This window comes from Pseudomonas cichorii, assembly GCF_018343775.1.
Taxonomy (GTDB): domain Bacteria; phylum Pseudomonadota; class Gammaproteobacteria; order Pseudomonadales; family Pseudomonadaceae; genus Aquipseudomonas; species Aquipseudomonas cichorii.
In genome coordinates this window covers 2,755,064-2,768,762 of the sequence record NZ_CP074349.1, presented here as the reverse complement: position 1 = coordinate 2,768,762, position 13,699 = coordinate 2,755,064, and the positions used below count along the sequence as shown (strand labels likewise).

12 protein-coding genes are annotated in these 13,699 nt (G+C 59.2%); 1 reads left to right on the top strand and 11 read right to left on the bottom strand.

The features are described 5' to 3' along the window. Nucleotides 1–38: 38 nt before the first annotated feature. The 8 genes from KGD89_RS12200 to KGD89_RS12165 form a co-directional block, all read right to left on the bottom strand. Entirely contained in the window at nt 39–2,474 is a 2,436-nt protein-coding gene (locus tag KGD89_RS12200; RefSeq protein ID WP_025260060.1) for a TonB-dependent receptor, read from the bottom strand. Nucleotides 2,475–2,537: 63 nt separating this feature from the next. After that, complete coding sequence (locus KGD89_RS12195) at nt 2,538–3,512, bottom strand: FecR domain-containing protein (RefSeq protein ID WP_025260059.1); 975 nt, start codon at nt 3,510–3,512, stop codon at nt 2,538–2,540. Next, nucleotides 3,509–4,030 carry a sigma-70 family RNA polymerase sigma factor gene (locus KGD89_RS12190; RefSeq protein ID WP_025260058.1) on the bottom strand — a complete coding sequence of 174 codons (522 nt, stop codon included), beginning with the start codon at nt 4,028–4,030 and terminating at the stop codon, nt 3,509–3,511. The genes KGD89_RS12195 and KGD89_RS12190 overlap by 4 nt, the downstream gene beginning before the upstream one ends. Before the next feature lie 108 nt (nt 4,031–4,138). Then, on the bottom strand, nt 4,139–5,104 hold the full coding sequence (gene araH, locus KGD89_RS12185) for an L-arabinose ABC transporter permease AraH (RefSeq protein WP_025260057.1): 966 nt from the start codon (nt 5,102–5,104) through the stop codon (nt 4,139–4,141). A gap of 41 nt (nt 5,105–5,145) precedes the next feature. Next, nucleotides 5,146–6,672 carry an L-arabinose ABC transporter ATP-binding protein AraG gene (araG, locus tag KGD89_RS12180; RefSeq protein WP_025260056.1) on the bottom strand — a complete coding sequence of 509 codons (1,527 nt, stop codon included), beginning with the start codon at nt 6,670–6,672 and terminating at the stop codon, nt 5,146–5,148. Nucleotides 6,673–6,722: 50 nt separating this feature from the next. Continuing rightward, complete coding sequence (locus KGD89_RS12175) at nt 6,723–7,727, bottom strand: substrate-binding domain-containing protein (RefSeq protein ID WP_025260055.1); 1,005 nt, start codon at nt 7,725–7,727, stop codon at nt 6,723–6,725. A gap of 123 nt (nt 7,728–7,850) precedes the next feature. Beyond that, on the bottom strand, nt 7,851–8,669 hold the full coding sequence (locus KGD89_RS12170) for an SDR family oxidoreductase (protein ID WP_025260054.1): 819 nt from the start codon (nt 8,667–8,669) through the stop codon (nt 7,851–7,853). 29 nt (nt 8,670–8,698) lie between these two features. After that, a complete protein-coding gene (locus KGD89_RS12165) occupies nt 8,699–9,571 on the bottom strand; it encodes an SMP-30/gluconolactonase/LRE family protein (RefSeq protein ID WP_025260053.1) in 873 nt (290 codons plus the stop codon). A gap of 210 nt (nt 9,572–9,781) precedes the next feature. Here KGD89_RS12165 and KGD89_RS12160 point away from each other — a divergent pair, with 210 nt between their 5' ends. Then, complete coding sequence (locus KGD89_RS12160) at nt 9,782–10,930, top strand: aldose epimerase family protein (protein ID WP_025260052.1); 1,149 nt, start codon at nt 9,782–9,784, stop codon at nt 10,928–10,930. A 41-nt stretch (nt 10,931–10,971) separates the two neighbouring features. Here KGD89_RS12160 and KGD89_RS12155 read toward each other — a convergent pair whose 3' ends face one another. The 3 genes from KGD89_RS12155 to aztA are packed head-to-tail and all read right to left on the bottom strand — an operon-like array spanning nt 10,972 to nt 13,493. Continuing rightward, nucleotides 10,972–11,865, bottom strand: coding sequence for a metal ABC transporter substrate-binding protein (locus KGD89_RS12155; protein ID WP_025260051.1), 894 nt, complete (start codon nt 11,863–11,865; stop codon nt 10,972–10,974). A 12-nt stretch (nt 11,866–11,877) separates the two neighbouring features. After that, entirely contained in the window at nt 11,878–12,747 is an 870-nt protein-coding gene (locus KGD89_RS12150) for a metal ABC transporter permease (protein ID WP_025260050.1), read from the bottom strand. After that, complete coding sequence (gene aztA, locus KGD89_RS12145; protein ID WP_025260049.1) at nt 12,744–13,493, bottom strand: zinc ABC transporter ATP-binding protein AztA; 750 nt, start codon at nt 13,491–13,493, stop codon at nt 12,744–12,746. The genes KGD89_RS12150 and aztA overlap by 4 nt, the downstream gene beginning before the upstream one ends. Nucleotides 13,494–13,699 lie beyond the last annotated feature (206 nt).

Here is a 13,699-nt window from a genome sequence, read left to right as displayed (position 1 = left end):
CGGCATTCGGTCGTACACGGAATGCCGCTGCAACAGCCTTAAAACCCGACAGTCGCCGACACCAGATAAGTCCTCGGTGTCGACAATGTAAGGCCCGCCGCACTGTCTGACGAAGTTGCTGCCGATGCCCAATAGGTTTTATCCAGCACGTTTTCTACAGAAGCGCGCACGGTGACGGGATTATCGCCCAGCTTGAAGGCATAACGGCCACCGACGTCATAACGTTCCCATGAGTCGATTTTCTGGTTATTGGCAGCATCCAGGTATTGCGACCCTGTATGAATGGCACGGGCAGTAAGCGTCAGGCCTGGCAGGCGATTGATATCCCACTCCACACCCATATTGGCGTTGACCTCAGGCGAGCCGGTGCCGCGATTGCCATCGAAAGTGCCCAGCGCGGTTTTGGTCTGCTCACTGTCAAGTAACATGACGCCACCCAGCAGCCGTACACCCGATAAGGGTTCACCGAACATATTCAACTCGACACCCTGATTGCGCAGTTCGCCATCGGGCTTGAAGTTGCCTTGGGCATCGGTGATGTAGGCCGGCTGTTCTATGCGGAATACACTCAGGCTGGTGCCAAAAGTGCCATGGTCATACTTCACGCCGACTTCCGTCTGCTTGGACTTGTAGGGTGCAAACACTTCGTCGCTGTTAGTGGCAGTCGTGGGCGCAGTCTCGCCCTGGCTAAGGCCTTCCATGTAGTTGGCATATAGCGAGATCGAGTCGGTGGCCTTGATCACCAGCCCCATGGCGGGAGACGTGGCGCGCTCGTCGTAGCGCTGCCCCAGCGCACCATTGGAATAGCTGTCCACTTCAACCCGCTGCAGGCGAGCGCCCAGGGTCAACAGCACGCGATCGTCAAGAAAGCTCAAGGTATCGGCCAGCGCAATACTGGTGAACAGGTTTTCGGTATGAGTCGAGGTATCGAAGCGGGTTGGCGCACCCGGATACGGCAACACGACCGGGTTATAAAGGTTGCTGGTGCGAGGCTGGTAACGTTCGCCGGCGTTATCGAACTCGAAGTCGAAACGGTTGAGGCTGATGTTCAGCGTATGCCCCACCGGCCCGGTGTTGAACCAGCTACGCGCACCGACCGTGAAGGTCTTGACCTCCTCGTCGCGCCGAAAAGTACGCGGCGTCACGGTAAAATCGCCACTGCTGGTGGTCACAGGAACCGTGTGGCGCAGGAAGTCATAATTGCCCTTGCGCGCACCGGCAGCGGCATACACCATCACTGCATCACTCAGATCGAACTCACCTCGCCATGCGCCGAAAGAGTCCTTGGAGTGGGAATAAGTCCAGGGCTGGGCAATGTTGCGACGAATATCCCTGGCCTTGGGCATGGCGATACCGGCGGCGACTTCGACCCGCTCGATGGGCGCATCGGCATAACGCTCCTGCTCCCCGAGATCCAGCGACATGCGCATCCGGTCTTCACGCCAGTCCAGCCCGATGACCGAAGCTTCACGCTCGACTTTCTGGTGATCCCACTCGGTATCGCCCGATTGCCGTACCCCGTTGTAACGCACCCCGAAACGCTGGTTATCGCCAAAGCGGCGACCGATATCCACGTGCCCGCCAAACTGCCCGGCCGATGCAAAGCTGCCGGTGAATTCGGTCAACGGTTCGCTGCCGGCGCGCTTGGGCTCGATATTGATATTGCCGCCCACACTGCCGCGCGGAACGATGCCACCCAATAACGCGCCGGGCCCTTTGAGGATATCGACCCGCTCGACCATCTCCATGTCGATGGAGTACGTCGGCAGCACGCCATACAACCCACCAAACGACACATCGCTGTTGAACAGACTGAACCCTCGAATCGAGAACTGCTCGAAACGCCCGCCTGCCGGGTTGGTGGTACGCACCGACGGGTCGCTGGCAACCATATCGCCAAGAGTACGCGCCTGCTGGTTTTTGATCGTGGTGCTGGTATAGGACGTCTGGTTGAAGGGCGTCTCCATGAAATCACGATCGCCCAGCATGCCCTGGGAACCGCTGCGGGCGACCTGGCCACCGGCATAAATGTCGCCCGGCCCGTCCAGCCGGCTGCCGTCGATGGACGTATTGGGCAATACCATCGAGCCGTTTTCTGCGACCGGTGCAGGCACCAGCGTATAGGACTGATTGCCGAGCGGTTGCAATTGCAGTCCGGAGCCTTGCAGCAAAAGCATGAAGCCCTCATCGACAGGGTATTCGCCATCAAGCCCCTTGCTGTTGCGACCGGCCACCAGTGCCGGGTCTACGGAAAGGCTGACGCCAGACAGCGCAGCAAAGCGGGTCAAGGCGGCACTCAGGCTGCCAGCCGGAATCTGATAACTGCGCCGCACAGACTCCTCCGCCTGGACCGAAGCCACGAATACCGGCGCGACGCCAAGACCGATCACCACGCTGGCCTGGCAACTCATATGCAGCAACGGAGCCATGCCGAAACGGGCAAGACGCAGGCGACGCAAGAAAACTACGGGCATTGGAGCACTCTCTTTTGTGTTCACTTGAGAGAGATGACAAGCGACGGAAAAAAAAGGGACACGTCAGGCAGAAATATTTCGAGGCCCCAGGGTGATCCAGTACCGTGTCCGCGAATGCACCTGTACAGGCAGGCTTGCAACCAGCAAATCCAGAATGCGATCAGTATCGTCCAGCCGGAACGAGCCGGTCACCCTCAAGGCCTCCAGCTCGGGTTCCCAGCGCAGAATCCCGGGACGATAGCGATTGAGTTCGGTCAGGAAACTCCCCAGCGGGCGATTCTCTACGGTCAACACGCCCTGGCGCCAATCCGGTTGGCGAGCGTCGAAGCGTTCGACCGCAGTAACACCTTGAGCAGTCAGGGCTGCCCGTTCGCCCCCCTTGAGACGCAAGGTCGCGCCTTGTCTGGACAGCAGATCGACACTGCCACTCGCCACCGAAACCCGACAACGGTGCTCGTCCTGTCGAATGCACAGTTCGGCACCGTTGGCGATGATATGGCCCATGCGGGTATTGATGCTCACGGCCGGCGCATTGCCAGCCATGGTCAAGGCAATCTCCCCTTCGATCAACACTAACTGGCGCCTGCCGTCCAGGAAGTCGAGATCCACGGCACTGGCGGTATTGAGTTGCAATTGACTGCCATCGGGCAGGCGCAAGGTCTTGCGCTCGCCGGTTGCGGTGCGCAGATCGGCGCGCCAGGCCCTGACGGGCAACTGACTGCTGACGATCCAGCCGCCGGGAATCAGAGCCGCAATAACCAGCGCACGCTTGAGAATCGCCCGACGCGTCGGCTCGCTTCGCTTGAGGTCTGCCCGATCGAGGCTGGCCATGGCCAGTTCGGGCGGCAGTTCGGAGAAACGCTGCCGCAAGCCTTGTGCCCGCTGCCACACCTGCTCATGACTTGGGCATTGCTCGCGCCAGCGCTGCAATTGTTCGTACTCCTGAGCACTGGCCGTCCCGGACTCCAGCAACGCCAGCCAGTAGGCCGCAGCATGCGCCACTTGCCGGGCCTGCTCATCACGCGCCATGTCACTCATAGCTCGGCCATCAGGCAATGTGCATAGGCCTGTGCCATGTAGCGTTTCACGGTACGTTCGGACACCTTCAGCCTGAGGGCGATCTGCGCATAACCCAGGCCTTCAAGCTGCGACCAGAGAAACGCCCGACGCACCACCACCGGCAAGTCGTCGAGTAACTCATCCAGTGCCTGCAGGGTCTGCAACAGGATCCAGCGCTGCTCGGGAGATGGAACGGCCTCTTCGGGCAATGCCGCCAAAGCCTCCAGATAAGCCTGTTCGAGACTGCGGCGCTTGTAGTGATTGATCAGCAACCGCTTGCCCACGGTCACCAGATAGGCACGCGGCTCACGCAGGTTAGCCAAGGGTTCGCTCTGCCAGGTCGCCATGATCCGCAAGAACGTATCCTGACTGAGATCGGCGGCATCCCACGCATTGCCCAAGCGGCACCGTAGCCAGTTTTCCAGCCAGCTACGGTGATCACGATAGAAGTTGTCCAGGCCAGGCTGTATACCCGATGACCCTGCTGCATCACTCATTCAAAGGCCACCCATGACAGCGACTTAAAATGAGAATCATTCTATTTAATTCGTGTCAGCGAGCCAACCTGTTTCTCAGGCTCAACACTCGGGTGATCTCCTAGTGATTCAGCGGCGCTTCAACCTGTCGATAATCACCGCCAGTAACAGAATGGTGCCGCGAATGACGTACTGGTAGAAGGTGTCGATGTTCTTGAGGTTCATCGCATTCTCGATGATCGCCAGAATCAGCACACCCGCGATCACATGGCGAATCATGCCGATACCGCCGCTCAGCGAGACGCCGCCCAGCACACAGGCCGAGATGACTGTCAGCTCGAAGCCCTGGCCGATCATGGGTTGCCCGGAAGTCATGCGTGAAGCCAGCACCACGCCGGCCAGCGCACCAATCAGGCCGTGTACGGCAAAGATGATGATCTTGGTCCGGTCGACATGCACACCCGCCAGCAAGGCGGCCTCCTGGTTACCGCCAATGGCCATGGTGTTGCGGCCATAGGTGGTGTAGTTGAGCAGCCAGCCAAAGAAGATAAAGCAGGCAATGGTGATCAGGATCGGTACCGGCACACCATAGAACTGGCCGTTGCCGAAGACGAAGAAGTCCTCGTTGGAAACCCCCACAGCCTTGCCGTTGGAAAAGATATACGCCAGCCCACGAACGATCTGCATGGTCGCCAGGGTCGTGATCAGGGCATTGATGCGCAGCTTGGCAATGACGATACCGTTGATCAGCCCCACCAGCAGGCCCATGGCAAGGGCAGCGCTCACTCCGAGGAATACGCTGTCGGTATCGCGAATCACGATCCCGGCAATCACACCGGCACACGCCAGTACCGAACCGACCGACAGGTCGAAGTGCCCGGAAGCCAGGCAATAAAGCATGGTGCAGGCGGCAATGCCCACGGTGGAAATTGCCAGCCCCAACCCGCGCATGTTCAGCGGCGACAGGAAGTTATCGATGAACACCGCACACAGCATGAAAATACCCAGTGCAGCCAGCAACATGACCCATTCATCGAGAAAGCGGCGCATATTCACGCCCTGACGGGGAGCCCGCAGGCTGGTTTCGGTAGACATACGCACCTCTTTTTTATTGTTCATGGTCGTAGACCAAAGGTTCAGCCGCGTGAGCGGGGTAATGCCAGTTGTAGAAGTCGCGACTCATCGGCCTCGTCGCGGTTGAGTTCACCGGTAATGGCCCCTTCGCTCATGACCAGAATGCGGTCTGAGATGCCCATGACTTCCATCAGGTCGCTGGACACCACAATCACCGCGATGCCTTGCGCCGCCAGGTTATGGATGATCTGGTAAATCTCGGATTTGGCACCGATATCAATGCCTCGGGTGGGCTCGTCCAGCAGCAGGACTTTCATCGGCATAGACAACCAGCGACCCAGAATCGCCTTCTGCTGATTACCACCGGAAAGAAAGACAATCTGCTGATCCGGCGAAGGCGTCTTGACGTTCATCGCCCGAATCTGTTTTTCGGCGTTCTCGCGTTCCCAACGTCCTTGAAGCAGGCAACCCAGGCTCACATGCCGGGACCGGGCGCCGATATTGATGTTCTCGGCCACACTGGACAGCGGCACGATGCCTTCTTTCTTGCGGTCCTCCGGGCAGAGCAATATGCCAGCGGCAATCGCGTCCCGAGGAGACTTCAAGGTCAGCGGCTTGCCGTCCAGTTGCAGCGTGCCAGCCTTGCTGCGGGTCATGCCGGACAACAGGCGAAACAGCTCGGTACGACCAGCCCCCACCAGCCCGAAGAAGCCCAGCACTTCGCCCTTCTCGACTGCGAAGCTCACCGGCTCCTGCAATCCCGGCCCGAGCAGGCCAGTAACCCGCAGACTCGGGCCTTGATGCTCACGGGGCCGATAGTCATAGATATCCTGGATATCGCGCCCGACCATGCAGGTCACCAGACGATCATGGTCAAGCTCTGCCATGTCCTCGAAGGTGCGTACGAAACGCCCGTCCTTGAACACCGTCACGGCATCGCAGATACGGAAAATTTCTTCCATGCGGTGGGACACGTAAAGAATCACCCTGCCCTCGTCGCGCAATTTGGCGATGATCGCCATCAAGCGGTCGATCTCACGCGCCGACAGGCTGCTGGTGGGTTCATCGAAGGCAATCACATGGGCATTGCGCGACATGGCCTTGGCGATTTCCACCAATTGCCGCAGCCCCAGCGACAAATCCCCGAGACGCATTCCCGGATCGATTTCGTCGGCAAGCCCCTTGAGCAGTTCCGTGGCCTGACGCAGCATGAGCCGGCGATTGATCATCCCGAAGCGATTGGGCATATGCCCCAGCAGCAGGTTTTCTGCCACGGTCATTTCCGGCACCAGATGCAGTTCCTGGTGAATCACTGCGACACCCGCCGCGATGCTGTCTGCGGTGGACCTGAACTGATGGGTGAGTTCACCGATCTGCAAGGTCCCGCTGTTGGGCGTATAGGAGCCACCCAGTATTTTCAGCAATGTGGACTTGCCAGCCCCGTTCTCGCCCATCAAGGCATGTACGCTGCCAGGATTGGCCTGGAAGCTGATGTCCGACAGCGCCTTGACGCCGGGAAAGACCTTGCCGATGCCGCTGAAGCGCAAGGCGCCACCGGCCGCTTGCTGTTGTTCGATTGCCTGCTGCATGAACTGTCCTCCTCACTCGCGAAGGGGCCTGAGATCAGGCCCCCTTGAACTCACTTCCACAGACCGATCTTGGTCAGGACTTCCTGGAAGTTGGCCCGCGTAATGAGCGTCACGTCGTCCATGGCGGTGTACTTGGGAGGTTCTTCGCCGGTCGTGACCCATTTGAACATCTGGTAGGCGGTGTCATAGCCTTCCTTGTCCGGGCTCGGCAGCATCGAACCGAAGAAACCGCTTTCTTTCTTTTTCAGTTCATCGATTGCGTCAGTACCATTGATGCCGATACCGATCACGTTGGCTGGCTTGAAGCCGTTGGTGGCTGTGGCACGCACGCCGCCGAGCACGGTGTTGTCGTTCATGCCACCGATGATCAGGTTCTTGGCATTACCCGGCAGTTTCGGCAGCGCCGAGTTGGTCGCATCCATACTGCCCGGCACATCGAGGGTCTTCTGGGCAGTGAAGAGGATATGGCTTTCCGGCAGACCGGCTTTTTTCAGCGCATCCACAGAGCCGTCGGTGCGCTTCTTGCCGGTATCCAGTTCGTTGTAGGTGTTGATGATGGCGTAGGTTTCTTTCCAGTCCCAATTGCGGTTTTTCGCCTCGGCCGCCATGGCCTCGCCCTGTTTCTGACCCACCTCGAAAGCGGCCATGCCCAGGTACGGCACGTCTTCCATGAAGTTGCCCTTGGCATCGACGAAACGATCATCCACCGCCATCACCTTCAAGCCCAACGCCTTGGCCTTGGCGACGATGGCCGGGCCGAGGGAAACATCGGGTGGGCAGATGACAAAACCCTTGGCGCCGTTGGCTGCCAGGCTGTCGATGGCTGCCAGGGTTTTCTCGCCATCGGGTACGGCAATCTTGAGCACCGTGAAGCCGTGCTCCTTGCCCGCCTTGTCGGCAAAGGCCCATTCGGTCTGGAACCAGGGTTCTTCGGGTTGCTTGACCAGGAAGCCGATTTTCACTTCTTCGGCAGCGTGGAGGATGCCACTCATGCCCAGGATGGCAGTGGTGACAGCGGCGCAGCATAGGGAACGAATCCCGTGACGACTCAACATAGCTAACTCCTTATTTTTATTGAATAGCTACAGCGTCCAACAAGGTGAGGCTCCAGGCTCTGTACACCCAAAACCCGTTAAATAGTCATACCATATCGCCAGGAACAGCAATGTAACCGAGTGTCACTCGTGATAAAGCACCGAGCGGCCGCCATCGATCATGATGCAACTGGCGTTGATGAACGGCGCCTCATCAGTGGCCAGGAACAGCGCAGTCATCGCAACTTCGATGGGCTGGCCGATACGTTTGGGCGGATGCAGATCGAAGGCGCGTTGCCGCTCGGCCTGTGGATCATCGAAGCCGTTCCAGTAATCGACGTTGAGCTGGGTTTCGATATAGCCCGGCGCGATGGCGTTGACCCGAATACCCTTGGGCGCGTATTCGATACCCAGGGCGCGGGTCAGGCCCAACAGGCCATGCTTGGCGACCGGATAGGGAAAGCATCCGGGAATGATGTTGCTCGAATGGGTCGAGGCGATATTGATGATGTTGCCCGCGCCCTGTTCCAGCATTTTCGGCAAGACACTGCGGCAGCCATACCAGGCGCCATCCAGATCGATGGCGAAGCAGCGCTTCCAGTCTTCGTCGCTCATTTCCAGCGGGTCGCGGAACACATTGACCCCGGCGCAGTTGATCAGCACATCGACCCGGCCAAAATGCTCGATGGCCAGGTCCACCATGCTGCGCCACTGGTCCTGTTGCGTGACATCGACCTTGAGTGCGTGAATCTCGGCCCCCTGCCCGCGCCATTTCGCCGCCACCTGCTCGACCTTTTCGCCCTGCACATCGCTGATGATCAGCCTGGCCTGCTGCGCCTGGAAACACGCCACGATGGCTTCGCCAATCCCCTGGGCAGCGCCGGTCACCAGCACCACCTTGCCTTTGAGGCGTTCACCGCGAACCGGCTCGGGAACCGGGGGTAACGACAAAGGTATCGCCATGTTCAACTCTCCTTGAATGCAATGAAAATTCAGCCTGCGAAGCGCGGGCAAAGCTGCCCGGCAACACCCACGTCGGCCTTGAGTAGCGCGCCATCGAACTGGCCATGGGCATCGGCCGGTGCAGCGCTGGTGACATAGAGCGTAGACAGGCCGGGGCCGCCAAAAACACAACTGGTGGGATGACTGACAGGCAGGTCGATCACCCGATCAACGCTGCCATCGGGGGCAAAGCGGATCAGGCAGCTCCCCCCCCAGCGGGCATTCCAGACATAGCCTTCGGCATCCATGGCCGAACCGTCCGGTACGCCGCGGGGGTGTTCGTGCGCCCACACCTGACGCTCGCCCAAGCTGTCGTCAGTCAGAATCGGGTATTGGTAGATAACGCCATCAAGGGTATCGGCGCTGTAGAGCACTGTGCCCTGGGCATTCCACAAAAGGGTGTTGACGATGCCCTGCCTGTCCAGCAAGTGCGTGACCCTTGCATCCGGGTCTACGCGAAACAGGCCACCGGAGCGGCGTACCAACGGCAAGTCGCCACCTTCGTCATCCAGATTGTTCTGCATGCTGCCCAGCCACAGGCGGCCCTGAGCGTCGCAACGGGATTCGTTGGCGCGGTTGCCCGCGACAGGATCGGCCACGCACAGCAATGAAATGGAGGTTTTAGGCGATTCGAGGCTCAGGCGGTATACGCCGCTGGCCAGAGTCACCAGGGCATCGCCCTTGTCGGTGGGAATGAATGCGGAAACCGCCTCAGGCAGACGCCATTGGCTGTATTGACCCTGGACCAGCCTGCAGGCCAGACGCCCGGCAATGTCGACCCAGTACAAGGCTTGCTGATCAAGGTCCCAGAAAGGGGCTTCAGCCAGTTTGAAACGGTGCTCGGATAGCGGCTGCCATTGCATGGACGGTGTCCTTTTTTATTTTTCTTAGGAACTGCCTCTACTAAATAGTATTACGATTTATTTTTCAAGCGGCTTTTTATCGTCTATAAATCCTTGCATCGGATTAAAACCGATCAAATAGTCTTACCAATTTGCTGTCTGACAGCAAAACCCAGAGATGCGTTGCGTCACCTTCTCCTTTCACAACAACAATAAAAGTGAGTAGAACAGATGAAAAATCACGCTCTTCTCAGCAGCCTTGGACTGTCACTGATGATCGCCACCCTGACCGCACAAGCCGCCGCACTGTCCAGCGAACATGGCCTCTTCGGCAAACTGCCCGATGGTACGCCCATCGAGAAGTACACCCTGCAAAACAGTCACGGCCTGCAGGCCAGCATCATTACCTATGGCGCAACCCTGCAATCGCTCAAGGTTCCGGACAGGAACGGCAAGGTCGAAGACGTCGTTCTGGGCTTCGATGATGTGCAGGGCTATCAGGCCAACGGCACCGTGTATTTCGGTGCAACCATCGGTCGTTTCGGCAACCGACTGGCGGGCGGCACCTTCAAGCTGGACGACAAGACCTACCGCGTCCCGCTCAACGACAAGACCAATGCGCTGCATGGCGGCAATCAGGGTTTCGACAAGCGTATCTGGAAAGCCGAAAGCATCAAGGCCAATGGCTCGGTCGGGGTGAAGCTTAGCTACCTGTCGCCCGATGGCGAGATGGGTTTTCCCGGCGCGTTGCTGACAGAAGTCACCTATAGCCTCAACGACCAGAACGAGCTGAAGATCGACTACCGCGCCACCACCGACAAGCCCACGGTGCTGAACCTGACCAACCACAGCTATTTCAATCTGGCGGGCGCGGGCAACGGCGATATTCTCCAGCAGGTGGCCACCCTGCACGCTTCCCGTTACACGCCGGTCAACGACAAGCTGATCCCTACCGGTGAGCTGGCCCCGGTGGCTGGCACGTCCATGGACTTCCTCAAGCCAACGGCCATCGGCAAGAACATCAAGGCCGACCATCAACAGCTCAAGTACGCTGAGCCCAAACAAGGCGGCTTTGACTTCAACTGGGTGCTGGACACCAAGGGTGACATCAGCAAACTTGCGGCAGAAGTCAGTGACCCGCAGTCAGGCCGTCACTTGCAACTGTTCACCACCGAGCCCGGCGTGCAGTTGTATACCGGCAATTTCCTGGATGGCAGCATTCATGGCAAGGCCGGCAAGGTCTATCCGCATTGGGGTGCCTTCACCCTGGAAACCCAGCACTACCCCGATGCGCCCAACCAGCCCGCCTTCCCCAGTACGCGACTGGACCCTGGCAAGGCTTACACCCAGACCACCATCTTCAAGTTTCTGACTCATTGAGAAGTGTGCAGACTGTGGGAGCTCCCGCAGTCTGCACACCATCATTTACCCTTCATTGCCGCCGTCAGCTTGTCGACGTTATAGCGAAACATCTGCGCATAGCTGGCCGCCGGGCCATCCGCGGGTGACAAGGCCTCGACGTATAGCTCACCCCCCGGCTGCGCGCCACTGGCATCGGCGATCTGCTTGACCAGCCGAGGATCACCGGAGTTTTCGAAGAAATAGGCCGTCACGTGCTCGCTCTTGATCTGGCGGATCAGTTTTGCGACATCTGCCGCCGACGCTTCCGACTCGGTAGAGAAACCCAAGGGTGACAGGAAGGTCACGCCATAGGCGTCACCGAAATAACCGAACGCATCGTGGGACGTGAGAATCTTGCGTTTCGACTCGGGCACCGACTGGACCTGATCACGGGCATAGAGGTCAAGCTCCTGCAATTGCACGATATAGCGTTGACCATTGGCCTCGTAGACGCTGGCACCTTCAGGGTCCGCCTTCTTGAGCGCGGTCATGATATTGCGCACATAGATCACCCCGTTGGCGGCGCTGTTCCAGGCATGGGGATCGGTGATGAGCTTGCCGTCTTCCTGCATGTAACGGGTCTTGATGCCCTCGGACAACACAACCGGCTGGCCCTTGTAGCCGGACGCCTTGATCAGGCGGTCCATCCAGCCTTCCAGATGCAGGCCGCTGACAAAGGTAAGGTCAGCGCTCTTCAGTGCCTGGGCATCACGCGGGGTGGGTTCGTAAACATGGGGGTCGCCATTGGGGCCGATCAGCGAGGTCACGTGAACCCGATCGCCGCCGACATTGCTGACCATATCGGCAATCACCGTGAACGAAGCCACCGCCTCAAGAGGCTTGGCCTGGGCAAGACTTGCAAACGCCGACAGCGCAATCGCCGCCATCGAGCTCAACATCATCAATCGTTTCATGACATGCCCTTTTCAGTTGGCCAGGTGGGGTTTTGGAAACAGTCGACGCAAGATGCCCGTGCGGCCGAACAGCAGCGAAAAGCCATAAAAGACGCTGGCGGTCAGAACGATGGCCGGCCCGGACGCCACGCCAAGGTGATAGGAAACGATCAGGCCGATCAGCCCCGAAACGGTCGCCAATACCGTCGAGATCAGCATCAGGGCACTCAATGAGCTGGCCCAGAACCGGGCAGCCGTGGCGGGCAGCATCATCATGCCCACCGCCATCAGCGTGCCGAGCGCCTGAAAACCCGCCACCAGGTTCAAAACGACCAGCAGCAGAAACAGCACGTGGTACAGCGAACCCATGCCGCCAACGGCACGCAGGAATCCCGGATCGAAACATTCGAGCACCAGCGGGCGATAGATCACGGCCAGCAGGATAAGGGTGAATGACGCAATGCCGCCGACCATATAGATCGCGCTGTCATCGATGGCCAGGATGGTGCCGAACAGCACGTGCAGCAGATCGACACTGGAGCCGTGCATGGAGACGATCAATACTCCGGCAGCCAGTGAGGTCAGGTAGAAACTGGCGAAGCTGGCGTCTTCGCGCAAGGCGGTCAGGCGGCTGACCAGCCCAGACAGCAAAGCCACGGCAAGCCCGGCGATCAGACCGCCAATGCCCATGGCCGGCAGCGACAGGCCTGCCACCATGAAACCCAGTGCCGCGCCCGGCAGGACCGCATGGCTCATGGCATCCCCCACCAGGCTCATGCGCCGCAACATCAGCAACACACCCACCGGACCGGAACCGACTCCCAACGCGAGGCAGGCCACCAAAGCCCGGCGCATGAAACCGAACTCGACAAAAGGCTCGATCAGCGTGGCATAGAGCATCATGAATGCTCACCTTCGGTATCGCAGACCTGAGCATCCGCACTCCAGAACTCGGCCATATTGCGGGCGCGCCGCAGATTGGCATCGCTCAATACTTCGGCTGTCGCTCCCCAGGCAATGGTTTCGCGGGCCATCAACAGGGTTTGCGGAAAGTGCTGACGGACCTGATCGATATCGTGCAACACCGCAATGACGGTGCGTCCCTGCCCATGCCAGACCCGGACCAGCTCCAGCAGATCGCGGGTGGTGCGGGCATCGATGGCGGTAAAAGGCTCGTCCAGCAGAATCACCGAGGCGTCCTGCAATAGCAGCCGTGCGAACAGCACCCGCTGGAACTGCCCGGAGGACAGAGATCCGATGCTGCGCGCCTCAAAGCCCTCAAGCCCGACGGTTTTCAGCGCATCCCGGGTGAGCCTGGCGTGATTGCGAGTCAGGCCGCGAAACGGGCCGATGCTGTGCCAAGCACCCATGGCCACGGTATCGGCCACGCTCAAGGGAAAACTACGATCGATCTCCGCCGCCTGTGGCAGATAACCCAACGTGCGGGTCGCCAACCGGCCTCGATCCACACGCCCCGCCGCTGGCTTCATGGTCCCGGCAATGGTCTTGATCAGCGTGGACTTGCCCGCACCATTGGGGCCGACGATGGCAGTCAGGCTACCCGCCTCGAAACGACCACTGATGTGATGCACCGCCGGACGGCGTTCGTAAGCGACGGTCAGATTGTCCAGAGCAATGGCGGCACTCATGGAATAGCCACCGACCAGACAATGGCCAGCCATAACAACAGCAAAATACCGAGAGCCAGCAGGACCCGCTTCAAAGCCGATTGAGCCAGAACGGAACCTGCAACAGAGGGAGCGCGGGGAGCTTTCACGGGAGAGTAGCCTGCAACGATTCGTTACAGTATTACACGACCATTCGGCATTTTGTTATGAAATAACATTTAGTTGAG

Excerpts from the sequence above, each read along its gene's own strand:
- KGD89_RS12200 (WP_025260060.1), bottom strand. The coding sequence starts at position 2,474 with ATGCCCGTAGTTTTCTTGCGTCGCCTGCGTCTTGCCCGTTTCGGCATG.
- KGD89_RS12195 (WP_025260059.1), bottom strand. The coding sequence starts at position 3,512 with ATGAGTGACATGGCGCGTGATGAGCAGGCCCGGCAAGTGGCGCATGCT.
- KGD89_RS12190 (WP_025260058.1), bottom strand. The coding sequence starts at position 4,030 with ATGAGTGATGCAGCAGGGTCATCGGGTATACAGCCTGGCCTGGACAAC.
- araH (WP_025260057.1), bottom strand. The coding sequence starts at position 5,104 with ATGTCTACCGAAACCAGCCTGCGGGCTCCCCGTCAGGGCGTGAATATG.
- araG (WP_025260056.1), bottom strand. The coding sequence starts at position 6,672 with ATGCAGCAGGCAATCGAACAACAGCAAGCGGCCGGTGGCGCCTTGCGC.
- KGD89_RS12175 (WP_025260055.1), bottom strand. The coding sequence starts at position 7,727 with ATGTTGAGTCGTCACGGGATTCGTTCCCTATGCTGCGCCGCTGTCACC.
- KGD89_RS12170 (WP_025260054.1), bottom strand. The coding sequence starts at position 8,669 with ATGGCGATACCTTTGTCGTTACCCCCGGTTCCCGAGCCGGTTCGCGGT.
- KGD89_RS12165 (WP_025260053.1), bottom strand. The coding sequence starts at position 9,571 with ATGCAATGGCAGCCGCTATCCGAGCACCGTTTCAAACTGGCTGAAGCC.
- KGD89_RS12160 (WP_025260052.1), top strand. The coding sequence starts at position 9,782 with ATGAAAAATCACGCTCTTCTCAGCAGCCTTGGACTGTCACTGATGATC.
- KGD89_RS12155 (WP_025260051.1), bottom strand. The coding sequence starts at position 11,865 with ATGAAACGATTGATGATGTTGAGCTCGATGGCGGCGATTGCGCTGTCG.
- KGD89_RS12150 (WP_025260050.1), bottom strand. The coding sequence starts at position 12,747 with ATGATGCTCTATGCCACGCTGATCGAGCCTTTTGTCGAGTTCGGTTTC.
- aztA (WP_025260049.1), bottom strand. The coding sequence starts at position 13,493 with ATGAGTGCCGCCATTGCTCTGGACAATCTGACCGTCGCTTACGAACGC.